The 20,518-nt window shown below is 71.2% G+C and carries 17 protein-coding genes; 10 read left to right on the top strand and 7 right to left on the bottom strand.

What is annotated here, in order from left to right; genetic code table 11:
- Positions 1-531 precede the first annotated feature (531 nt).
- Genes ACWGI2_RS07425 through ACWGI2_RS07410 form a run of 4 tightly spaced genes read left to right on the top strand, consistent with a single transcriptional unit; the run spans position 532 to position 6,621 of the window.
- Entirely contained in the window at positions 532-2,319 is a 1,788-nt protein-coding gene (locus tag ACWGI2_RS07425; RefSeq protein ID WP_453694685.1) for an IucA/IucC family protein, read from the top strand.
- A complete protein-coding gene (locus tag ACWGI2_RS07420; protein WP_453694684.1) occupies positions 2,319-3,545 on the top strand; it encodes an MFS transporter in 1,227 nt (408 codons plus the stop codon). Before ACWGI2_RS07425 ends, ACWGI2_RS07420 begins: the two co-directional genes overlap by 1 nt.
- On the top strand, positions 3,545-5,422 hold the full coding sequence (locus tag ACWGI2_RS07415) for an IucA/IucC family protein (protein ID WP_453396135.1): 1,878 nt from the start codon (positions 3,545-3,547) through the stop codon (positions 5,420-5,422). Before ACWGI2_RS07420 ends, ACWGI2_RS07415 begins: the two co-directional genes overlap by 1 nt.
- Positions 5,419-6,621, top strand: a complete 1,203-nt coding sequence (locus ACWGI2_RS07410; protein WP_453396134.1) for a type III PLP-dependent enzyme — start codon at positions 5,419-5,421, stop codon at positions 6,619-6,621. Before ACWGI2_RS07415 ends, ACWGI2_RS07410 begins: the two co-directional genes overlap by 4 nt.
- 28 nt (positions 6,622-6,649) lie before the next feature.
- Here the strand turns inward: ACWGI2_RS07410 and ACWGI2_RS07405 are convergent, their stop codons facing one another.
- Both ACWGI2_RS07405 and ACWGI2_RS07400 read right to left on the bottom strand, forming a co-directional pair.
- Positions 6,650-7,648, bottom strand: a complete 999-nt coding sequence (locus ACWGI2_RS07405) for a D-2-hydroxyacid dehydrogenase (RefSeq protein ID WP_453396133.1) — start codon at positions 7,646-7,648, stop codon at positions 6,650-6,652.
- A 141-nt stretch (positions 7,649-7,789) separates the two neighbouring features.
- The gene (locus tag ACWGI2_RS07400; protein WP_453396132.1) at positions 7,790-8,302 is read right to left on the bottom strand and encodes a hypothetical protein; all 513 of its coding nucleotides are present in this window, start codon (positions 8,300-8,302) and stop codon (positions 7,790-7,792) included.
- Between the two features lie 221 nt (positions 8,303-8,523).
- Between ACWGI2_RS07400 and ACWGI2_RS07395 the strand changes: the two genes are divergently transcribed.
- The gene (locus tag ACWGI2_RS07395; RefSeq protein ID WP_453396131.1) at positions 8,524-9,462 is read left to right on the top strand and encodes a GlxA family transcriptional regulator; all 939 of its coding nucleotides are present in this window, start codon (positions 8,524-8,526) and stop codon (positions 9,460-9,462) included.
- A gap of 25 nt (positions 9,463-9,487) precedes the next feature.
- Here the strand turns inward: ACWGI2_RS07395 and ACWGI2_RS07390 are convergent, their stop codons facing one another.
- Positions 9,488-10,255 carry a class I SAM-dependent methyltransferase gene (locus tag ACWGI2_RS07390; RefSeq protein ID WP_453396130.1) on the bottom strand — a complete coding sequence of 256 codons (768 nt, stop codon included), beginning with the start codon at positions 10,253-10,255 and terminating at the stop codon, positions 9,488-9,490.
- A 116-nt stretch (positions 10,256-10,371) separates the two neighbouring features.
- Here ACWGI2_RS07390 and ACWGI2_RS07385 point away from each other — a divergent pair, with 116 nt between their 5' ends.
- Together ACWGI2_RS07385 and ACWGI2_RS07380 are read left to right on the top strand one after the other, a co-directional pair.
- Positions 10,372-11,202 carry a slipin family protein gene (locus tag ACWGI2_RS07385; protein WP_453396129.1) on the top strand — a complete coding sequence of 277 codons (831 nt, stop codon included), beginning with the start codon at positions 10,372-10,374 and terminating at the stop codon, positions 11,200-11,202.
- Positions 11,203-11,429: 227 nt separating this feature from the next.
- Complete coding sequence (locus ACWGI2_RS07380) at positions 11,430-12,257, top strand: hypothetical protein (protein WP_453396128.1); 828 nt, start codon at positions 11,430-11,432, stop codon at positions 12,255-12,257.
- A gap of 99 nt (positions 12,258-12,356) precedes the next feature.
- Here ACWGI2_RS07380 and ACWGI2_RS07375 read toward each other — a convergent pair whose 3' ends face one another.
- Positions 12,357-13,037: an alpha/beta fold hydrolase gene (locus ACWGI2_RS07375; RefSeq protein ID WP_453396127.1), complete on the bottom strand. Its 681-nt coding sequence runs from the start codon at positions 13,035-13,037 to the stop codon at positions 12,357-12,359.
- 141 nt (positions 13,038-13,178) lie between these two features.
- Here ACWGI2_RS07375 and ACWGI2_RS07370 point away from each other — a divergent pair, with 141 nt between their 5' ends.
- From ACWGI2_RS07370 to ACWGI2_RS07360, 3 genes are all read left to right on the top strand, one after another.
- Complete coding sequence (locus tag ACWGI2_RS07370; RefSeq protein WP_453396126.1) at positions 13,179-15,617, top strand: polysaccharide lyase 8 family protein; 2,439 nt, start codon at positions 13,179-13,181, stop codon at positions 15,615-15,617.
- A 361-nt stretch (positions 15,618-15,978) separates the two neighbouring features.
- A complete protein-coding gene (locus ACWGI2_RS07365; RefSeq protein WP_453396125.1) occupies positions 15,979-16,422 on the top strand; it encodes a subtilase-type protease inhibitor in 444 nt (147 codons plus the stop codon).
- Between the two features lie 226 nt (positions 16,423-16,648).
- Entirely contained in the window at positions 16,649-17,191 is a 543-nt protein-coding gene (locus ACWGI2_RS07360; protein WP_453396124.1) for a GNAT family N-acetyltransferase, read from the top strand.
- Between the two features lie 34 nt (positions 17,192-17,225).
- On the opposite strand, the gene ACWGI2_RS07355 is transcribed toward ACWGI2_RS07360, so the two are convergent.
- The 3 genes from ACWGI2_RS07355 to ACWGI2_RS07345 all read right to left on the bottom strand — a co-directional run bounded on the left by ACWGI2_RS07355 (position 17,226) and on the right by ACWGI2_RS07345 (position 20,462).
- On the bottom strand, positions 17,226-18,458 hold the full coding sequence (locus ACWGI2_RS07355) for an epoxide hydrolase family protein (protein WP_453396123.1): 1,233 nt from the start codon (positions 18,456-18,458) through the stop codon (positions 17,226-17,228).
- A 30-nt stretch (positions 18,459-18,488) separates the two neighbouring features.
- Positions 18,489-19,364: a TauD/TfdA dioxygenase family protein gene (locus tag ACWGI2_RS07350; RefSeq protein ID WP_453396507.1), complete on the bottom strand. Its 876-nt coding sequence runs from the start codon at positions 19,362-19,364 to the stop codon at positions 18,489-18,491.
- Between the two features lie 249 nt (positions 19,365-19,613).
- Positions 19,614-20,462: an SAM-dependent methyltransferase gene (locus ACWGI2_RS07345; RefSeq protein ID WP_453396122.1), complete on the bottom strand. Its 849-nt coding sequence runs from the start codon at positions 20,460-20,462 to the stop codon at positions 19,614-19,616.
- Positions 20,463-20,518: the final 56 nt, after the last annotated feature.

Here is a 20,518-nt window from a genome sequence, read left to right as displayed (position 1 = left end):
CGAAGCACGGCGGTGCGGCAACCGGACGGCTTGTGGCTGAGACTGCCGGTGGCGGCGGTGCGGGAAAACTCCGCGGACGACGAAGCCACCGCTAGGGTCCCCGCGCCGCGGGTCGGTGCCGACGGAGGCGGGGGCGGCCTGCCCACTGCGGCCGCGCCAAGCACGCGCGATGCCTCCGCAGAGGACGAAGCCGCCTCCAGAACCGCCGTGCCACGGCAGGGCATCGACGCCGACGCGGACCATGGGGACGGCCTGCCAGGGGCGATCCCGCCGGACGCGGTGCGCAATGCCCCCGCGGACGACGAAGCCACCGCTAGGGTCCCCGCGCCGCGGGTCGGTACCGACGCGGCCAGGGGCGGCCTGCCCACTGCGGCCGCGCCAAGCACGCGCGATGCCTCCGCCGAGGACGAAGCCGCCGCCGAGGGCCGTGGATGCGGCCTGCCAGGCGCGATCCCGCCGGCAGCGGCACCCCATGCCTCCGTAGAAGAAGCTGCGGCCTCCCGTGGTTCCGCCCGCCTGCCCGGCGTCGGCGTGAGCGGTGGGCCTGGCTCGGGGGCGGTCGGCCCCGACGTCCAGGCCGCCGTCCCGCCTGGCGCGGAACCCCCTGGCTCCGTAGAAGCCGAGGTCGCCTTCGCTGACCCGCCCGGAGGCAGCCCCGCCGGGAACACGCCGAGTCCGCGCCCCGCCGGGTGCGTGCCCGGCGCCGACGCTCTGCTGATGGCCGTCCACCCGGACGGTTATCAAGCCGCGTACGCCGCTCGGCTCCCCCTGCTTCGGTGGGAGTCCGACGGGTGCGAACTCGCCGACGCGGGCAGCATTCTCGGTGCCCTGCGTGATCTCGCCGAGCCCGTCGACCGTGGCGGGTTCGAGGCGTTCGCCGTGGAGTGTGAGCAGGCCCTCGATGCCCTGCGGCTGCATGACGAGACGAAGGGTGAGGTGGAGAGCCTGCTCGTCGGCCGGTACGGCGCGGATCCCGCCGACTGGACCGGACTTGCGGGCGGGCTCGGTTACGACGTCCTCGCCGCTCGGGCCGATCACCCCGTGTATCCCACCTCGCGCGGCCGCTCCGGGCTCTCCGTCGACCAACTGCGCTCGTACGCACCCGAGTTCCACCCCACCTTCGCGCTGCGACAGCTCGCCCTCCCCCGCGAGGCCCTCACCATCGGCGGCAACACCACCTCCTGGCTGTCACCCGCCGCAGCCGGCATGCCCGAGCTCGAAGGGACCCATCTCCTCCTCCCCGTACACCCCTTGACCGCGGAAGGACCCCTGCGGGACGCGCTGCGGGCAGCGGGGCTCGACGGGCGGGCCCGGCTCGTCGACCGTCCCGGACCCGACGTCGTACCGACCCTCTCGATGCGTACCGTCGCCCTCACCTCCGACGCCACGCAGCACCTCAAACTGCCGCTCGCCACCGCCACGCTGGGCCTGCGCAACCGGCGCACCATCAAGCCGGGCACCCTCGCCGACGGCGCCGCGGGCCAGCGGCTCGTCGAAGCCGTCATCGACCGTGAACCCCGGTTCAAAGGTGTCGTCCTGCACGCGGACGAGACCCGCTTCGCCCACGCCGGACATGAACTCCTCGCCGTGCTCCTGCGCCGCTACCCCGCCGGTCTCGACGGCGCCGCGGTCGTGCCGATGGCCGCGCTCCTGTGCCCGGCGCCCGGCGGCGACCGGCTGCTGATCGACCACCTCGCCGACCGCTTCTACGGCGGCGACCCCCTCGCCCTCCTGGACGCCACACTCACCCTCCTCTTCGACTGGCAGACCACCCTCTTCGCCTACGGGATCGCCCTGGAGTCGCATCAGCAGAACATCTCGCTGGTGATGGACCACCCCGCGGGGGGTGACGTGACCGGCCCCACCCGGCTGCGGCTGCTGTTCAAGGACAACGACGGGCCCCGCGTCAACCTCAACCGGCTGCATGACGCCATGGGGCAACAGGCCCTGGAGACCGGCGCGTTCAATGATCTCAGGATCTTCGTCGACGGAGATCGGCCCGTGCTCGACGTGTTCACCACCATCACCCTCCACCTCTGCGCCGGCTCCTACGCCTTCGGGCTCGCCCGGCACGGCCACGCCCCGCTGGAGCGGCTGCTCCGGCTCGTGCGCGAGCGGCTCGCCGAGGCCGTCGAGCGGCTCGGCCCGGGCGAACCGGGTGCGCTTCTGCGGGCGCACGTCCTTGACGCGCCCGAGCTGCCCGTCAAGGCGATGGTCACCGCGGGCACCCTGCTCTCCAAGGAGCGCTCCGGGGCCGCCGACATCAACAAGCACTACACGACAGGACCCAACTACCTGCGGCAGGCGGGGACTTCATGATGGCCACCGCTTCATCGGCGCACGCGCTTACGGAGGGCCCGACCGTGGGCACAGGATTCGGCCGGCGCCAAGTGCACGCCGTCGCCGCCTGCTACTTCGTCGCGTCCTTCGCCGCGCTCGGTCTGCCCCCGTATCTCACCGCGATCCTCCCTGAGTTGGGCGACACGACCGCCCGCTGGGCCGGGCTCCTGTACGTCGTCCCGACGGTCTTCGGCGCGCTCGGCGCGCCCCTGTGGGGCCGGGCCGCCGACCGCTTCGGCCGAAAACGGCTGCTCCTGCGGGCCCAACTCGGCCTCGCCGTCTCCTTCTTGCTCGCCGGATGGGCCGATTCCCTCGGCGCGTTCGTCACGGCCCTGGTGCTGCAAGGCGTCCTGGGCGGCACGTTCGCCGCGTCCAACGGCTACCTCGCCGCCGCGCTCACCGGCTCGGGCCTCTCCAAGGCGCTCACCTTGATGCAGGGTGCCGCGCGGGCAGCGCTCGTCCTCGCGCCGATCGTCGTCGGCTCGCTGACCCCCTGGATCTCCCCGCACCGCCAGTACGCACTGCTCGCCGCCCTGCCGCTCGCCGCGGCCGTGATGCTCGCGGCCCTGCCGGAGCCCACGGCGAAACCGCCGGGCACCGAAGTGGCCGACGCGCCGGAGACCGCCGCACCGCTCGCCCCTCTCAGGGCGCTCTACGCCTTCGAGTTCGCCTTCGTCTTCTCCACCGTCATCTCCTTCCCCTACCTGATCGCGCTGGTCGAGGAGCGAATACCCGGCGTCTCGCCGGTCGTGTCCGGCGTGCTGTTCGCCCTGCCGCACCTGTGCTACCTGCTGTTCGCGCTGCGGGTGCACCGGGCCGTCGAGCGCCGCCCCATGCAGGGGATCGCCGCCGGGTTCGGTCTGGTCGCGCTCGGTCTCGCCGGGCACGGCGCCGCCGATTCGCTCGCCGCCTTCACCGGCGTGCGACTGCTGCTCGGCGCGGGCCTCACCCTCGGCCTCGTCAGCCTGTCCGTGCTGGCCGCCGAGTGCGCCCACGGCAGGCCCCCCGGCGGGATGTTCGGCACGCTGGAGCTCGTCTCCAAAGGCGGCGCGGTCGCCGCCGGTCTCGCGGCAGCGGCCGGCCACAGCCTCATCGGCCTGCCCGCGCCCCTCCTGACCGGCACCGCGATCGCCCTGGTCGCCCTGGCCGCCGCCACTCTCCCCGCCCTGTTCCGCCGCTCGCCCCGCATCCGCTGGAGCCGTTGATGTCCTTGCCGACCGGCACGTTCGCCGCCCCGCCCTGGGCGCCCGCCCAGTCCGCCGCCCTCGTCGCGGGCGCCCCCGTCGCCGGGGCCGCGCCCACCCGTCTGCCCAGCGCCGACCAAGCGGTGACGCACACCCTCCTCAACTGCCTGCTGCGCGAGGTCTCCGGCCCCGAGCACCAGACCGCCGTCGTCGACGGCGACCTCCTGCTCCGGCTGCCGCGCCGCGGGGTCCTCCTGCGCGTCGCGCTGCGCCGCGCGTCCCTCCTCGGCGCCCACCGCTTCACCGGCCCGGTGACCGAGCAGCGGGACGGCGCCTGGGTGGAGGTGGGCTGGCCGCGCCTCGCCGAGTACACCCATGCCGAGCTCTCGCTGCGTACGGGCGTGAGCAACGAGGAGTTCCTGGAGCAGATCGCCTCCAGCCACGAAGGCGTCAGCGCCGCGATCGCCGCCGCCCGTCCGGCGCCGTCCACGGAGACGGCCCCGGCTCCCTCCCCGGAGACGCCCTCGGCTCCCTTCACGGGGACGACCCCGGCCCCGGCCCCGAAGTGGCTCGCGGACTACCTCGCCTCCGAGCAGTCCCTGCTGTTCGGCCACCGCTTCCACCCCACTCCCAAGGCCCGCGGCGGCGACCTCGCCGACTGGGCGGCGTACGCCCCCGAGACCGCGGCAGCCTTCCCGCTGCGCCACCTCGCCGTACGGGACCACCTCATCGCCGAGGAGTCGGCGCGGCCGGGCGCCACGGCCCCCCTCGACCGCCTCGGCACCGTGCCGGACGGCTACCGGCTCCTTCCGGTGCACCCCTGGCAGTACGACCTGCTGCGGGAGCACCCGGGGCTGCGTGCCGCCCTGGACCGCGACGACGTCATCGACCTGGGGCCCGGCGGCTCCCCCTTCGCCGCCACCGCCTCCGTGCGCACGCTGTACGACGGTGACACCTTCCTGAAGTTCAGCCTGAACGTCCGCATCACCAACTGCCTGCGCAAGAACGCCAGTTACGAACTGTCGGGCGCGGTCGCACTCACCCGCGTACTCGAAGGCACCCTGGACGACCTGGCCGCCCGCTTCCCGGGCAACGCCGTGCTCCGTGAGCCCGCCTACCGCGGCCTTGCGCTCCCGGGTCCCGACGGGCGCCCCGACCTCGCCCTCCTGGAGGGCTTCGGCGTCATCGTCCGCGAAGGCCTGGCCGGACGGCTCCTTCCCGGCACGACACCGCTGCTCGCCGCGGCCGTCGCGGACGAGTACCCGACAGGGCCGGGCCACATTTCCCGCCTCCTCGGGGGCGCGGGCCCGCAGCGGGCGCTCGACTGGTGGCAGAGGTATCTCCGGCTTCTGCTGCCGCCGGTGCTCGCCGCGTACTTCGACCACGGCCTGGTGCTCGAACCGCATCTGCAGAACGTCCTGATCTGCGTCGACGACGACGGCATGCCCGCGCAGGTGCTCTTCCGCGACCTGGAGGGCACCAAGCTGGTCCCGGAGCGTCACGCGGAGACCCTGGCCGCGCTCCCGCCCGAGGTCGCGGGCCCGATGACGTACGACGCGCAGCGCGGCTGGGACCGCGTCGTCTACTGCCTCCTGGTGAACCACGTCGCCGAGCTGCTCGCCGCCCTCGCCGACCTCCATCCGCACACCGAGGCCGCGCTCTGGTCACAAGTCCGTGCCACCGTGCAGGAGTTCGCCGACACGCACGGCTGCCCGCCCCGGCTCAGCGCCCTGCTCGCCGGAGTGCCGCTGCCCGCCAAGGCCAATCTGCTCACCCGCTGGGAGCGCAAGGCCGACCGGGACGCGGGATATGTCCGTCTCACCTCCCCCTTTCCGCTCGCCGAGCACGTACGGGACCTGGGCGCCCGCACCGACGCACCTTGGAGCATCACCGAATGACCCTCCCCACCCCCGCCGTACGTGAGCGTGCCCTCGGCCTCGCCGCGGAGGAACTGCCCGCCTATCTGTACGACCTGTCGGCGCTCGACGCCCATGCCGCCGCGGTGCGCGCCGCGCTCCCCCGGCAGGTGGAGCTCTATTACGCCGCCAAGGCCAATCCGGAGCCGGAGATCCTGACCGCGCTCGGCCCGCACGTCGACGGCTACGAGGTCTCATCCGGCGGCGAACTCGCCCATGTGGCCAAGGCGGTCGCGGGACGGCCGCTGGCCTTCGGCGGCCCCGGCAAGACGCCGGACGAGACCACGGCAGCCCTTGAGCTCGGCGTGGAACGCTTCCATGTCGAGAGCGCCTACGAGCTGCGGATGCTGGCCTCGATCGCCGCCCGCGCCGCGCCGCACACCCGCGTCGGCGTCCTGCTCCGCTTCAATCTCGACCTCAACGCCGAGTCCCTGGCGGGCAGTTCCCTCGCGATGGGCGGGCGCCCCACTCCCTTCGGCATCGACCCGGCCGAGGCGGATTCCGTGGTCTCGCTGTTCACCGACGGCAGCCTCGGCCAACTCCATCTACTGGGCGTGCACGCCCATTTGGCCAGCGGACTCGACGCACCGCGGCAGCTCGCGATCGCCGAGTCCGTCGTGACCTGGTCGCAGGCGCTGGCCCGGCGGCACGGCATCCGCCTCGCGGAGGTGAACGTCGGTGGCGGGATGAGCGTGGACTACGCCGACCCCGGCGCGCGCTTCGACTGGGCCGCGTACGGAGAAGGCCTCGCCCGACTCTGCGCGGCGCACCCGGAACTGACGCTGCGTATCGAGCCGGGGAGGGCGCTCACCGCGTACTGCGGCTGGTACGCCACCGAGGTCCTGGACGTGAAGCAGAGCCACGGCGAGGAGTTCGCGGTGGTGCGCGGCGGCACCCACCATCTGCGCACCCCCGCGGCCAAGGGCCACGACCAGCCCTGCACCGTGCTCCCGGCGCGCGAGCCGTGGCGGCACCCCTGGCCCCGGTCCGAGGCACGGCAGGACCGGGTGACGTTCGCGGGGCAGTTGTGCACCCCGAAGGACGTCCTGGCCCGGCAGGTTCCGGTGACGGGGCTGCGGGCCGGGGACCGGGTGGCGTTCGCGATGGCGGGCGCGTACGCGTGGAACATCTCGCACCACGACTTCCTCATGCACCCGAGGCCGGGCTTCCACTTCCTGTGACGGCGCGTGGTCCTGGTACCAGTACCTACTAGTACCCCTGGGACCAGCGCACGACGTTGCGCAGCGGCTTTCCCTCGGTGAGCCGCTGCCAGTTGTCCACGAACACGTCGACGATCCGCTTCGTCTCGTCGCGTGAACCGCCCGCGGTGTGCTGGGTGAGGATCACGTTCGGGCAGCTCCAGAGCGGGTGCCCGGCGGGGAGCGGTTCCTCGCGGGTCACGTCGAGGACCGCGCCGCCGAGCCGGCCGGAGGCGAGGGCGGCGACCAGGGCGTCCTCGTCCGCCAGGGTGCCGCGTCCGGCGTTCACGAAGACCGCGCCGGGACGCAGCCGGTCGACGCGCCGCCGGTCGAAGAGGTCCGCGGTCTCGTCCGTGCCCGGCAGCAGTCCCACGACGACGTCGAACTCGGGCAGTGTGGCGTCGAGTTCGCGCCGGGTGCGGATGTCGCCGTCGCCCCGGGCGAAGTGCGTGACGGAGCAGCCGAAGGGCGCGAGGAGTGCGGCCAGGCGCAGGGCGATGGATCCCCTGCCGAGGATGAGGACGTTCGCCTCGCCCAGGAGCCGCAGGCCCGGGCGTACGTCGAGCTTCGACCAGGACTCCCCCGCGCGGAGTCCGGCCAGGACGTCGACACCGCGGTAGAGCGCGAGGATGCCCGCGAGGCAGGTCTCCGCGACCGGGTCGGCGAAGAGCCCGCCGAGGTTGGTGACGGTCAGCCGTTGCCCCAGGACCGGCCAGTCGAGGCCCACATAGCGGTCGATGCCGACGGAGGCGAGCTGCAGCCAGCGCAGGTGCGGCGCCTGCTCAAGACGGTCCGCCCTCGGGTTGCCGAGGGCGATGTGGGAGTCGGCGAGGACGCGTGCGTCGTCGGCGGATTCGGAGTCCGGTTCGGCGAACCAGACAGGCCCCGGCGCGACGGCGCGCAGCCGCTCCTGTTCGGCGTCGTCGAGCGCCAGCTCGACGTACAGGGCGGCGGCCGGTGGCAGGGCGGCCGGGTCAGCGGCCTGTGGAGCATGTGGTGCACGGACCATTCCTGATACCCCCGTGGTAAGGAAAGCGCTGGTGAACGCACGTTCACCGAACTTAGGGGTTTCGCTCCACGGGGGTCAACAGCGATCTAGGACGACGGGCCCTGGGACAGGCCCTAGGTTCGAGCAACTCCGTACGAGGGATCAGGCTCCGGTCGTGGAGCCGGGCCTGATGATCATGAGGACGGTGACGGTGGCCCAGAGGAGGTTGAACACGCCTGTGTACATCGCGAGTTGGGAACTGGTGCGGTCGGCTACGGCCACCACTCCTGCGCCCTCGGCCAGTTGGCCGCGCGCGCCGTCGTCGCCGCCCTCCCCTGTCACCGCTTCGAGCGCCGCCTCCTGACGCGGCAGGACCAGGACGATGAGCACCGCGGCCGCCGCGGCCGTGAGGATGATCGAGGCGATCAGCCAGGCGCTGCCGAGCACGTTCAGGCTGCTCGCGGTCGCGAATCCGGTGACGGGGACGGCGACTCCGACGAACGCGTACACCGAACAGATGCGCTGCAGCAGGCGCAGCGAGGCTACGGCCGCCGTGTCCTGCGGGTCGGCCTGGGCGCGGCGCAGGGCCGCGGGGAACATGCTGGCGGCGACGGTGACCGGGCCGACGGCGAGGATGGCGGCCAGCACATGCAGCGTCAGGAAGAACTTGGTCACAAGGGCCTCTGGGATTCGGAGAACGGCGGAGGTCAGGCGGCTCCCGATCGGGACCCGGTCGCCGAGATTAGCCAGCGCTCCCCGCGGCGGAACAGTGGCATTAGTGACAGGCTTCGCAGAGATACCGCCATCGAATCCCAGGCCAGCTCACGCGGTACGGGGAAGCCTCATCGCCTGTGCTCGCGCTTGGCGGGATCCCGACTCTGCCGTACGTTGCCGCCATGCACACCGTGGCCGTTCTGGCGCTGGACACCGTCATCCCGTTCGACCTGTCCACTCCCATCGAGGTCTTCAGCCGCACCCGGCTGCCGGGCGGCCGTGACGGCTACCGGGTGCGCGTCTGCGCCGCCGCGCCGCTGGTCGACGCCGGACTGTTCACCCTCCAGGCGCCGTGGGGCCTGGAGGGGCTCGCGGACGCGGACACGATCATCGTGCCCGGCACCGCCGACGTGTCCAGGCCGGTTCCCGACGCGGTGCTGGACGCGCTGCGGGACGCGGCGGCGAACGGCACGCGGATCGCCTCGATCTGCGCGGGCACCTTCACGCTCGCCGCGGCAGGACTCCTGTCAGGGCTCCGCGCCACCACACACTGGATGGCCGCGGCCGGTCTTGCCGCACGCCATCCCGACATCGAGGTCGACCCGGACGTGCTCTACGTCGACAACGGGCAGATCCTGACGTCCGCCGGCGCCGCCGCCGGGCTCGACCTGTGTCTGCATCTGATCCGCCGGGACTACGGCTCCGCCGTCGCGGCGGACGCCGCCCGCCTCTCGGTGATGCCCCTGGAACGCGAGGGCGGCCAGGCCCAGTTCATCGTCGCCGAGGCTCCGCCCACCCCGCAGGGCTCGGAGCTCGAACCGCTCCTGCGCTGGCTGGAGGAGAACGCCGGGCGCGAGCTCACCCTGGAGGACATCGCGGGACGGGCGGGCATGAGCACCCGTACCCTGTTGCGCCGCTTCCGGGATCAGACGGGCAGCACGCCGTTGCAGTGGCTGCACCGCGCACGGATCCGCCAGGCCCAGCACCTGCTCGAAACGACCGGGCACTCCGTCGAGCGCATCGCCGTCCAGGTCGGCTTCGGCTCGCCCACAGCCTTCCGCGACCGTTTCAAGCGCGTCGCCGGAGTCAGCCCGCAGGCCTACCGCAGGGCATTCCAGTAACCGCGAGCCCCGCCCCGAGTGACGCTCAGACCTTCCGCGCCTCGACCATGCACCAGCGGGGACTGCCATCGACCCGGCGCCCGAACTCCTCCAGCGGATGCAACCGCATCGTGAACCCGGCCCGAAGCAGGTCCTCAAGCACACCCCGCAGCGGAAAAGTCCTGTAGTACATGACGAACGGCGGACGCCACAGCAGATTCCGCACCCGCATCACCCCGTCGAAGCCGAGCATCGCCCAGTGCAGCGGCGACGTCAGGGGCGGCGGCGCACCGATCGGGAAAGCGAAGACCCCGCCGGGCCGCAACGCCCCGCAGACCTCCGCGAACAGCCGCGGGCGCTCGGCGGGCAGGAAGTGCCCGAACGCCCCGAAGCTCACCGCCAGGTCGAAGGCATCGACGAAGGGCAGGGCGCGGGCGTCGGCCCGCACCCAGTCCACCACGGGCCCGCCGTCATCCCCGGCGGGCCCACCGTCACCCACCGCGAACCCACCCTCGCGCGGAACGGCGGCCCGCGCCTCGGCCAGCATCCCGGCGCTGAAGTCCACGCCGATGACCCGCTCCCGGCACAGCGGCAGCAGCGTCTCGACGCCCGCGCCGGTCCCGCAGCAGACGTCGAGACCCGCGTCGAACGGCCCGAGGCCGCCCAGCGTGTCCGCGACCGCGTCCAGGATCCGGTCCGGCGTACGGAAAGGGGTGTGGTCGAACTTCGGGGCCAGCAGGTCGTAGCCGTCCTCGATGGACGAAAGGGCTTGCACGGCCAGTTCGCGGAGTGTGGGTCCCTGGGAGGTGAACACCGCCCCACCCTAGTCAGCGGCGCTGGTCAGCGGCGGGATCGGCCGAGGCTCGACCACGGACAAACCTGGGCATATCTTTGTTATCAGACGGGCGACTCGGAAGAAGGGGGGTCGTCATGGTCGAAGAGCTGCTCACAGCAGGGGCCGCGGTCGCGGCCGCCGGTTTTGTGTACGTGGTGTCGGCGGCCCGCGTGGTCAAGCAGTACGAGCGAGGCGTGGTGCTCCGCCTGGGCCGGCTGCGGGAAAACATCCGCCAGCCGGGATTCACCATGATCGTCCCCGGTGTGGACCGGCTGCACAAGGTGAACCTGCAGATCGTGACGATGCCGGTCCCCGCGCAGGACGGCATCACGCGCGACAACGTCACGGTGCGCGTGGACGCGGTCATCTACTTCAAGGTGATCGACGCGGCAGACGCGGTGATCAAGGTCGAGGACTACCGCTTCGCGGTCTCGCAGATGGCGCAGACGTCCCTGCGCTCGATCATCGGCAAGAGCGACCTGGACGATCTCCTCTCCAACCGCGAGAAGCTCAACCAAGGCCTGGAATTGATGATCGACTCCCCTGCCCTCGGCTGGGGCGTGCAGATCGACCGCGTCGAGATCAAGGACGTGTCGCTCCCGGAGACCATGAAACGGTCCATGGCGCGACAGGCCGAGGCCGACCGCGAGCGGCGGGCCCGCGTGATCAACGCGGACGCCGAGCTGCAAGCCTCCAAGAAGCTCGCCGAGGCCGCGCACCAGATGGCGGACGAGCCGGCCGCGCTCCAACTGCGGCTGCTCCAGACCGTGGTGGCCGTCGCCGCCGAGAAGAACTCGACCCTCGTACTGCCCTTCCCCGTGGAGCTCCTGCGGTTCCTGGAGAAGGCCCAGCAGACGCAGCCGCCGTCGCCCGCACCACCGGTCACCGCGGCGGAGCCGAAACCGAAACGACCGACGGCGGCATAGGCATGATCCCAGCCGTTCGGGCCTGAACCAGCTTCGGAGGCGCTCTTGGTCAGCAGCGGATCACCGGGCTTCGACCAGCGGGCAAACCGAACGGGCCGAGGTGACATCAGGGACTCCTGACCGCCGTGGTGGCCGGTTACCGCCATGAGGTCTATCGGGTTGAGCCATCGGTCAGGTAGACGTATCGCGGCCGTAGACCCGCCACTCAGCACGAGGAGGCATGCCTCATGACCGGTGCCCGAACGACGACCGCGGCAGGCAAGACCCGGTTCGACGACATCTACAACCAGCCTGACCCCCGCGCGTACTTCCGCACGCTGGCCCCCTTGCAGTACGAGATACCGCAACAGGCTCAGGACGTCTTCCGGCGCACGCTCGCCCAGCGGTCGGCGGTGCGCGGCACCCATCTCCCCGTCACGGTCCTCGACCTCTGCTGCTCGTACGGGATCAACGCGGCGCTGCTCAACCACGACCTCACACTCGCGGACCTGTACGCGCACTACACCAGCGCCGAGGTCGGCGACCTGACCCGGGGCGAGCTCATCGAGGCCGACAAGGAGTTCTACGCCTCGCGGCGACGGGCGGACGCGGTCCCTGCCATCGGCCTCGACACCGCCGACAACGCGACGCGCTACGCCCTGGAGGTGGGGTTGCTCGACGAGGCCTATGCCGAGAACCTCGAGCGTCACCCGCCCAGCGACGGGCTGCGCCGCGCCGTGGAGCGCGTCGGCCTGATCACGGTCACCGGAGGCATCGGCTACATCACCCACCGCACCTTCGACGCACTCCTCGACGCGACACGCGTCCCGGTGTGGGTGAGCGCGTTCGTGCTGCGCACGGTGCCTTTCCAGCAGATCCTGGCGACCCTGGACGCCCACGGTCTCGCCACCGAGACCGATCCCGAACGGACCTATCCGCAGCGGCTTTTCACCGATCTCACCGAGCAGAGCAGCGCGGTGGACCACGTGCTCAAGGCCGGTGACGATCCCACGGGTCTGGAGGCGGAGGGCCGCTACTACACCCGGCTCTACCAGTCACGGCCCCGGCCGGCGTAACCCTCGACGGACCCCTCGACGGACCCCTCGACGGACAGCAGTGCGGGGCGTGGTCGCACCACGCCCCGCACCGCGGCGGCCATCAGCTACCCCGCGCGCTCAGCTGGTGAAGAACTCGCTGACCTGCTCCGCGAACTGCTGCGGGCTCGCCTCGTGCACCGAGTGGCCGACCGGGATCGTGATCAGCCGGGAGTCGGGGATCTCCGTGGCCATGTCGGGGATGCGCCCCTGCGGCATGCTGCTGTCCGGGCCGCCCGCCACGATCAGGGTCGGTGCGACGATCTCGCCGAGCCGCTCGGCCCACTCGGGATCGGGATCGAAGATCTGGGCGCGGACCGCGGGGGACACGGGCCAGTCGAAGTCGAGGACGTCGGGGCGCGTGGCTTCGACCCAGTCACGCGGATAGGGCGGCGGCGTCTCCTCCAGGACGAGGCGCTCGACGCGGTCGGGGTGCTCCTCGGCGAGGAGGTACGCCACGACCCCGCCCATGGAGTGGCCCACGACGCCCACGCGGTCGAGGTCGAGCTCGTCGAGGAAGCCGAGCACGTCGTCCCGCATCAGCTCGACCGAGTACTCGTCCGGCCAGTCGCTCTCGCCGTGCCCGCGCAGATCCAGCGCGTACACCCGCCATTCCTGGCCAAGGACCTGCCCGACCTGCTCCCAGGTCGCCGAGGAATCGCCGAGCCCGTGCAGCAGCACGACGGGCGCTCCGTACGAGTCGCCCCAGGTCCGATAGGCCAGGCGTACGTCGCCCACATCCACCACTGCGTGATCGCTCATGCCCCTGACGCTACAGCGCCTTGCGCAACCCATTGAGCAGTGGCCTAGACCCATGCTAGAAAGCGCTTGCTCTTCCCGGCACCCCTCATGCCCCATCCAGCGCCTCTCCCCTCCCCCTCCCCCGCCACCATCGGAGAACCCATGCACTCTCCTTGGTCCCGCCGCGCCTTCCTCTTCAGCACCGGCGGCTCCGCGCTCGCCCTGACGGCCTCGGGGCTGCTGGCCTCCGACAAGGCGGCAGCGGCGGTGGAGGCGGACGCGTACGAAACGCTGCGCGCCAAGTGGCGCACCCTGATACTCGGCGAGGGCTTCTCCCCCACGGCCGAACCCTTCAAGAGCCGCCTCGCCGAACTCGGTACCACGGCACGGGAGTTGCGCGACACCATGACCCCGGCCACGGGTTCCCTGTGGCCGGACGCCTCGCACGCGGACCCCGAGCCCGACACCGACCAGGAGTCGTACGGCTACTCCGCGAACATGGTGACCGGCTACAGCAGGCTGAACACCATGGCCCAGGCCTACCGGCAGGAGGGCACGGGCCTGACCGGCGACGCGGGCCTCAAGGCCGACATCCTCACCGGCCTCGATCATCTCTACACGCAGATCTACAACGAGAACCAGGCACGGTTCGGCAACTGGTACAGCTGGCAGATAGGCGCCCCGCAGAACCTCCTCGACATCTGCGTGCTGATGTACGACCACCTGTCCGCGACCCAAGTGGCCAACTACTGCAAGGCCGTGGACCACTTCGTGCCCGACTCGGCGGTGGGCAGCTACACCGGGACGAGCACCGGAGCGAACCGCGTCGACCTGTGCCGCGTGCTCGCGCTGCGCGGGGTCGTCGGTGCCAACGCCGCGAAGATCGCGCTGGCCAGGGACGCGCTCTCCCCCGTCTTCCCGTATGTGACGACCGGCGACGGCCTCTACACCGACGGGTCGTTCATCCAGCACACCACCGTGCCCTACACGGGGTCGTACGGATCGGTGATGCTGGGCGGGCTCGGCATGCTCTTCTCCCTGCTGCGCGGCTCCAGTTGGGAGGTCACGGACGCCAAGAAGCAGATCATCTTCGACGCCGTGGAGAAGGCGTGGGCCCCGTTCATCTACAACGGCCTCGTCATGGACGGTGTCGCGGGGCGCGCCATCAGCCGTGGCCTCGCCGCTTCCGACGCCAAGAAGATCCAGGCGGACGACCACCGGCGCGGCCACCCCATCATGGCGGCCGTGGTGCTCCTGGGGCAGGGCGCGAGCGCGGCCGAGAACGCGCGCTGGCGCGGCCTGGTCAAGGGCTGGATGCGGCGCGACTACTACAGCCCGCCGCTGAGTGACTCCGCGCTCGGCCTGACAAGTCTGGCCCGCCTGAAGGGTGTTGAGGACGACGCTTCGGTGTCCGCGATCGCCGAGCCCACCGGCCACCGCCTCTTTCCGAACATGGCCCGCGCCACGCACCGGCGCCCCGGCTGGGCGGCGTCGATCAGCATGGCCGATCCCCGTATCACGTACTACGAGACGGGCAACGGCGAGAACCTGCGGGGCTGGCACACCGGCTCCGGAATGCTCTACTGGTGGGGCGACAGCTACGCCAACGGGCAGTACAGCGACGCCTTCTGGCCCACTGTCGACCCGTACCGGCTGCCCGGCATCACCGCTTCACGCAAAGCGCTCGCCGACGCGGCGGGCGGCGACTGGGGCGCGTCTCGGCCGGACGTGAAGTGGGTGGGCGGGGCGAGTGACGGCCAACGCGCTTCCATCGGGCAGTACTTGAAGGGACTTCAGAGCACCCTGCGCGCCAAGAAGTCGTGGTTCTGCCTGGACGACTCGATCGTCTGCCTGGGCGCGGGCATCGTCTGCACGGACGGCGCGGCGGTCGAGACGACCGTCGAGAACCGCAACCTCGGCCCGACGGGCACCACTTCCTTCCAGGTGGACGGCGCGGCCAAGCCGACCGGCACCCCTTGGTCGGCGACGCTCACCGGCGCCAAATGGGCACACATCGGCGGCCACGGCGGCTATGTCTTCCCCGGCGGCGCGACGGTGAAGGCGCTGCGCGAGGAGCGCACCGGCAAGTGGAGCGACATCAACAAGGGCGGCGCCACGACCGCGATCACCCGCAAGTACCTCACGATGTACGTCGACCACGGCACCGCCCCGACGAACGGGACGTACGCCTACGCCCTGATGCCTGGCGCGAGCGCGGCGCAGACGGCGGCCCGGTCGGCGGACACCGGATGGCTCCAGGTCCTGGCCAACTCCGACAACCAGCAAGGCGTTTCGGTCCCCTCGCTCGGCTTCACCGGGGTCAACTTCTGGTTCGGCGGCACGGTGGGCAAGCTCACCGCGAGCGCGCCCTGTTCCGTGCAGATCAGCGAGAAGAGCGACGGCACGGCGGTCATCTGCGTCAGTGACCCGATGCGCGCGCAGACCTCCCTGACCCTCACCTGGAACCGTGCCGTGTCCGCGGTGACGGACAAGCCCGCCTCGGTCACGTCGGCGGTCACGGGTGCGTCCCTGAAGCTGACCTTCGGGGATCTCAGCGGCACGAAGGGCGCCACACAGCGGATCACGGTCAGGCTGGGCTGAGGCGCAGGGGCGGTGGCGGGAGGCGGGGGCGGGGGCGTACCACCCCAATCCCTTGCCCCTGCGCCTATATCACCGATGCTTTCCGGTCGACCCTGAATTCCGGTAGAAAACCAAATCAACTGTCTTCGCAGGTCAGACGGTTGTTTCGGCTTGCACCATCGACTCCGGTCCACATGTTGGACACCCTGCGCGCGCCCCAGCGGGCCTCCCGCGCCCGTCCTGAGCTGCCCGAACAGCTGTCCGGCGACCGCTGAGCGGACACAAGCATCCGGAAATCGACCATGCATTTGGTGCTCACTCTCCGCACCGACAAGACTCCCTTCTGCAACCAGGAAAACACCCGCATCAAAGGAGAGTTGACGTGCGTTTCTTCCTCAAGACGGTGGGCGCCACCGCTGTCGTGGCCGCCTGCGTGATGTCCGGAACCTCTGGCACGGCACAGGCCGACACCAAGGCCGCCCCCGCCGGTCTCTACGCGCCCTCGTCGCTGGTCCTCGCCGTCGGCCAGGGCGAAGAGGCAGACACCGCCACCATGCAGCGCGCCGTGACCCTGACCTGCGCGCCGAAGGCATCGGGTACCCACCCCTCGCCGTCCAACGCCTGCGCCGAACTACGCGCGACCACGGGCGAGTTCGACCGGCTGATCGGCGAGTCACCCGGCATGATCTGTACGAAGGAGTGGAAGCCCGTCGTGGTCAGCGTCGACGGAGTGTGGGAGGGCCGCCGCGTCACGTGGTCCAAGACCTTCGGCAACAGCTGCGAGATGCGAGCGAAGCTCTCGGATAGCTCCGCCCTCTCGTTCTGAGCCCCACCTGCCGCACATCCGGAGGTGAGCGGCCTCGTCCCTGACGGGGAGATGAGGCGCCCTCCACGCCACGCCTTGAACGACGCCCCGAGCGACGTTCAAGGCGTGGCCCATGTCCGGACCTCGCAGGTGGAACCCTGCGCAACGGTGAGCTGCGCACGGTCCGTCAGCCCCTCGGCTACGCTGCCCAGCGCACATGGGGTCTCAACTTGGGGAGGTGGCGTCCGTGACCAGGGTCCACGCCGAGGAAGTCAGCACCGCCCGGCTGATCCTCGAACCGCTGCGGGTCCAGCACGCCGACGAGATGGCCCGGGTGCTGTCCGATCCCGCCCTGCACACCTTCATCGGCGGCTCTCCCGACGACCCGCGGGCCCTGCGAGCCCGCTACCGGCGGATGACCGCCGGGTCCCCCGACCCCGCGGTCTCCTGGTGCAACTGGGTGCTGCGGTCGCGTGACGAGGAGCGCCTCGTCGGGACGGTGCAGGCGACGCTCGGCCCCGCTTCCCCGGGCCCCGCCGACGGCAGCGGCGCGCTGGTCGCCGAGATCGCCTGGGTGGTGGGAACTCCCTGGCAGGGGCGGGGCATCGCGGCGGAGGCGGCCCGTGGCCTCGTCGGCTGGCTGGCGGGGCAGCCTGCCGTGCGCGGCGTCATCGCCCACGTCCACCCGGACCACCGGGCATCAGCAGCGGTCGCCACCGCGGCGGGACTGACCCCCACGGACGAGTGGCAGGACGGCGAGGTCAAGTGGCGCCGGACGCTGGAGCGTTGAGCCGAACAGCACCGGAGAACCGCGCGGCAGCGCCTCAGCGTCGGCCGCGGAACGTGCGGCGCAGGTCGTCCACCCAGCCTTCGGGAATCTCCCACGGGATGAAGTGACCGCCGCTCTCGTGCGCGGTGAGGTTCACGTGCCGGTACCAGTCGGCCCGGTCGCCCCCGAGCCAGTTCTGGACGCGCTGCTCGGTGGTCGTGACCCCGGGCGGGTTCTCGTGGCCGACGAACGTGATGCCGGTGGGGGCTTCGATGACCGGCTGACGGTCGTGCGAGGGCGTCCAGGGGTAGCGGTTGGCGTTGGCGTAGTAGCGCATCGACGTCCCGATGGCGTTGTTCACCCAGAAGATCATGGCGTGGGTGAGCAGATCGTCCTTGGAGAAGACGCTCTCCACGTCGCCGCGGTTGTCGCTCCACTTGTCCCAGCGCTCCAGGATCCAGGCGAGCAGCCCGACCGGTGAGTCGCTGAGCCCGTAGGAGAGCGTGCTGGGACCGAGGACGTGCACGGCCAGGTGGGCGGCGAAGCGCCGTTCCAGGGAGAGCAGTTGACGGTGGTCGGCCTCGGAGAGGCCCTCAGGGATCGGCCGGCCGCCGCTGAGGTCCCAGCCCCGGTCGCCATTGAAGAAGGTGAGCTTCAGGCCGGATCCGATGTGGATGCCGTGGAGTTCACCGGCGTACTTGTGGCCGAGCTGACCGGTGACGAGGGCGCCGATGTCACACCCGCCCGCGGCGTACTTCTCGTGGCCGAGCGTCTCGGTCATCAAGGTGTGCCAGAGGTCGGCGACCTTCCAGAAGTTCATGTCGGGGTGGTCCGGCAGCGGCGTGGAGAAGCCGAAGCCGGGCAGGGAGGGCACGATGACGTCGAACGCGTCGGCCGGGTCGCCGCCGTACGCGGCGGGGTCGGCCAGCGGATCCACCACCTTGGACCAGTGCCAGAACGTCCAGGGCCAGCCGTGCGTGAGGATGAGCGGGGTGGGGGCCGGGCCGACGCCGGGCCTGCGCATGAAGTGCACGGGCACGCCGTCGACGCTCACCCGGTAGTGCTCGTAGGAGTTGATCGCCGCTTCGGCCTTGCGCCAGTCGTAGTGATGCAGCCAGTGGTCGGCCAGCTCCTGGAGGTAGCCGCGACGGACGCCGTAGTACCCGTCGTCGTTGCCGATGTCGTCGGGCCACCTGGTCAGCCGCAGTCGCGCCTTGAGGTCGTCGAGCACCGCGTCGGGGACGTGGAGGGGCTCGGGCGTCAACGGGAAGCGCGCTGCGGCTGCCATCAGGAATCGAATTCCTTCCGAGGAAGTGGGTCAGTACGGGCGGTCGCCCGCTATCGCGACGCGTTCGGCCACGCGGCGGTGCGGGGCGTAGTCGTCGACCGCGTAGTGCTGGGTGGAGCGGTTGTCCCAGAAGGCGACGTCACCCGCCTGCCAGTGGAACCGCACCTGGTACTCCGGAACCTGCGCCTGCCGCACCAGATAGCTCAGGAGTCGGTCGCTCTCGGCCCGCTCCATGCCCACGATGTGCGTGGTGAAGGACGTGTTCACGAAGAGCATCCGCCGCCCGGTCTCCGGGTGCCTGCGCACCACGGGGTGCGTGACCGGCGGGAACTGCTCCTGGAGCGGGATCAGCTTCTCGGGGCCGTAGAAGCGGACGAAGCCGGGGATGAAGTCATGCACCGCGCGGGCTCCCTCGATACGTTCCTTCACCTCGTCGGGGAGGTTGTCGTACGCGGCCGCCATGTCCGCCCACATCGTGTCGCCGCCCACCGGGGGCACCTCGCGCAGTTGCAGGACGGCGCCGAGCGCGGGGCGCTCGCGGAAGGTGACGTCGGCGTGCCAGACGTTCTCGTACGTGGGGGTCGCGCTGCCGCCCTTGTCGAACCGGACGACGTCGTCGGCCGAGCCGCGCGCGAGCAGCGGATTGGTCTCCAACTCGCCCCAGTTGAGGGCGAAGGCGCGCTGCTGCTCGGAGGTGATCCCGGCGCCCCGGAAGAAGAGCACCTTCCACTCCAGGAGGGCGCGGCCCAGCTCCTCACGCAGCGCGGGCGTGAGCGGCTCGGCGAGGTCGACGCCACGGATCTCGGCGCCGATGAGCCGCCCCTGGGGGACGACGTCGATCAGTTCGTACGGGCGCTCTTCCCAGCCCTCGGGGACGCGGCGCAGGGTGCGGCGGCCTTCGTACATGCCGTCGGCGGGGACGCGGGCGTCACGGAGCGTGGGAGAGGCGGGAGAGACGGCAGGGGAAACCACAGCCATGGTGATCCTTCAGTGGTGAGTGAGCGGGTGGCGGTGCGGAGAGGGAACTCCGGACCGCTGGAGACGTGTGCCTCGCGGCAGCTATCGACCCGATCGCTCGCACCCGCGCCGCCACGGGACCCCGAAGGTCCTCACGGCGGTGGTCAGGTGCTGGATCATGTACGCCATTGTGTATGGCTATGCCTTGCGGAGCAAACCCCCGTACTCGTAGATCCCCTTGCTCTGCTCGGTGGCGCCCAGGTAGGGGGCCAGGTCCTCGTGGACCGGGGCGAGCGGGGGCTGGTCCGCGTCGGGGCGCCAGTCGACCAGGTTCACCAGGCCGGGCTCGACCGGATCGAGACCGTCCAGGAGGGCGTCGACCTCGGCCGGGGTGCGGGTCTGCCAGGGGACGCCGCCGCCGGAGATGTGCGCGCTCATCGCGGCGCCGCGGGCGGGGTCGTCGGCGACGACCTGGGAGACGCCGAGGTAGCTGCCGGGCGCCGCCCGGTCGATGATCGTGCGCAGTACGCGGCGGGGGCCGTCGGCGTCGGTGAGGTGGTGCACCACCGAAAGGAAGAGCACCGCGACCGGCTCGTCGAAGTCGATGAGGCGGATGACGTCGGGGTGGCCGAGGATCGCGTCCTGGTCGCGCATGTCGCCGTTGATGACGGTGGTGGTGGAGTCGTCGGCGAGCAGCGCTCTGCCGTGCGCGAGGACGATCGGATCGAGGTCCACGTAGACGACGCGGGTGTCCGGTGCGAAGCGCCGGGCGACCTGGTGGACGTTCTCGTCGGTCGGCAGGCCGCAGCCCATGTCGATGAACTGGCGGATCCCCGCCTTCGTCAGGTGGCGCACGACGCGGAACAGGAACTCGCGGTTCTGCCGGGCGATGTCGACGCACTCGGGGAAGTCGGGCAGCGTCCGCAGCAGGAAGTCGCGGTCGACCGCGTAGTTGTCCTTGCCGCCGAGCATCCAGCCGTAGGCGCGTGCCGATGTCGGCACGTCGAAGGGAATGGACATCATCTCGGCCTGGTCGTCTGCCGCCACAGCGCGTTCTCCACCTCTCCCAGAGGGACATGGGTTTCTGCTCCGTCGCGGCGACA

Source organism: Streptomyces sp. NPDC054866, assembly GCF_053610745.1.
This window is presented reverse-complemented; position numbering and strand designations above follow the sequence as displayed.

Coding starts and splice junctions, on each gene's coding strand:
- ACWGI2_RS07420 (WP_453694684.1), top strand. CDS start 2,319: ATGGCCACCGCTTCATCGGCGCACGCGCTTACGGAGGGCCCGACCGTG.
- ACWGI2_RS07415 (WP_453396135.1), top strand. CDS start 3,545: ATGTCCTTGCCGACCGGCACGTTCGCCGCCCCGCCCTGGGCGCCCGCC.
- ACWGI2_RS07410 (WP_453396134.1), top strand. CDS start 5,419: ATGACCCTCCCCACCCCCGCCGTACGTGAGCGTGCCCTCGGCCTCGCC.
- ACWGI2_RS07405 (WP_453396133.1), bottom strand. CDS start 7,648: ATGGTCCGTGCACCACATGCTCCACAGGCCGCTGACCCGGCCGCCCTG.
- ACWGI2_RS07395 (WP_453396131.1), top strand. CDS start 8,524: ATGCACACCGTGGCCGTTCTGGCGCTGGACACCGTCATCCCGTTCGAC.
- ACWGI2_RS07385 (WP_453396129.1), top strand. CDS start 10,372: ATGGTCGAAGAGCTGCTCACAGCAGGGGCCGCGGTCGCGGCCGCCGGT.
- ACWGI2_RS07380 (WP_453396128.1), top strand. CDS start 11,430: ATGACCGGTGCCCGAACGACGACCGCGGCAGGCAAGACCCGGTTCGAC.
- ACWGI2_RS07375 (WP_453396127.1), bottom strand. CDS start 13,037: ATGAGCGATCACGCAGTGGTGGATGTGGGCGACGTACGCCTGGCCTAT.
- ACWGI2_RS07370 (WP_453396126.1), top strand. CDS start 13,179: ATGCACTCTCCTTGGTCCCGCCGCGCCTTCCTCTTCAGCACCGGCGGC.
- ACWGI2_RS07355 (WP_453396123.1), bottom strand. CDS start 18,458: ATGGCAGCCGCAGCGCGCTTCCCGTTGACGCCCGAGCCCCTCCACGTC.
- ACWGI2_RS07350 (WP_453396507.1), bottom strand. CDS start 19,364: ATGTACGAAGGCCGCCGCACCCTGCGCCGCGTCCCCGAGGGCTGGGAA.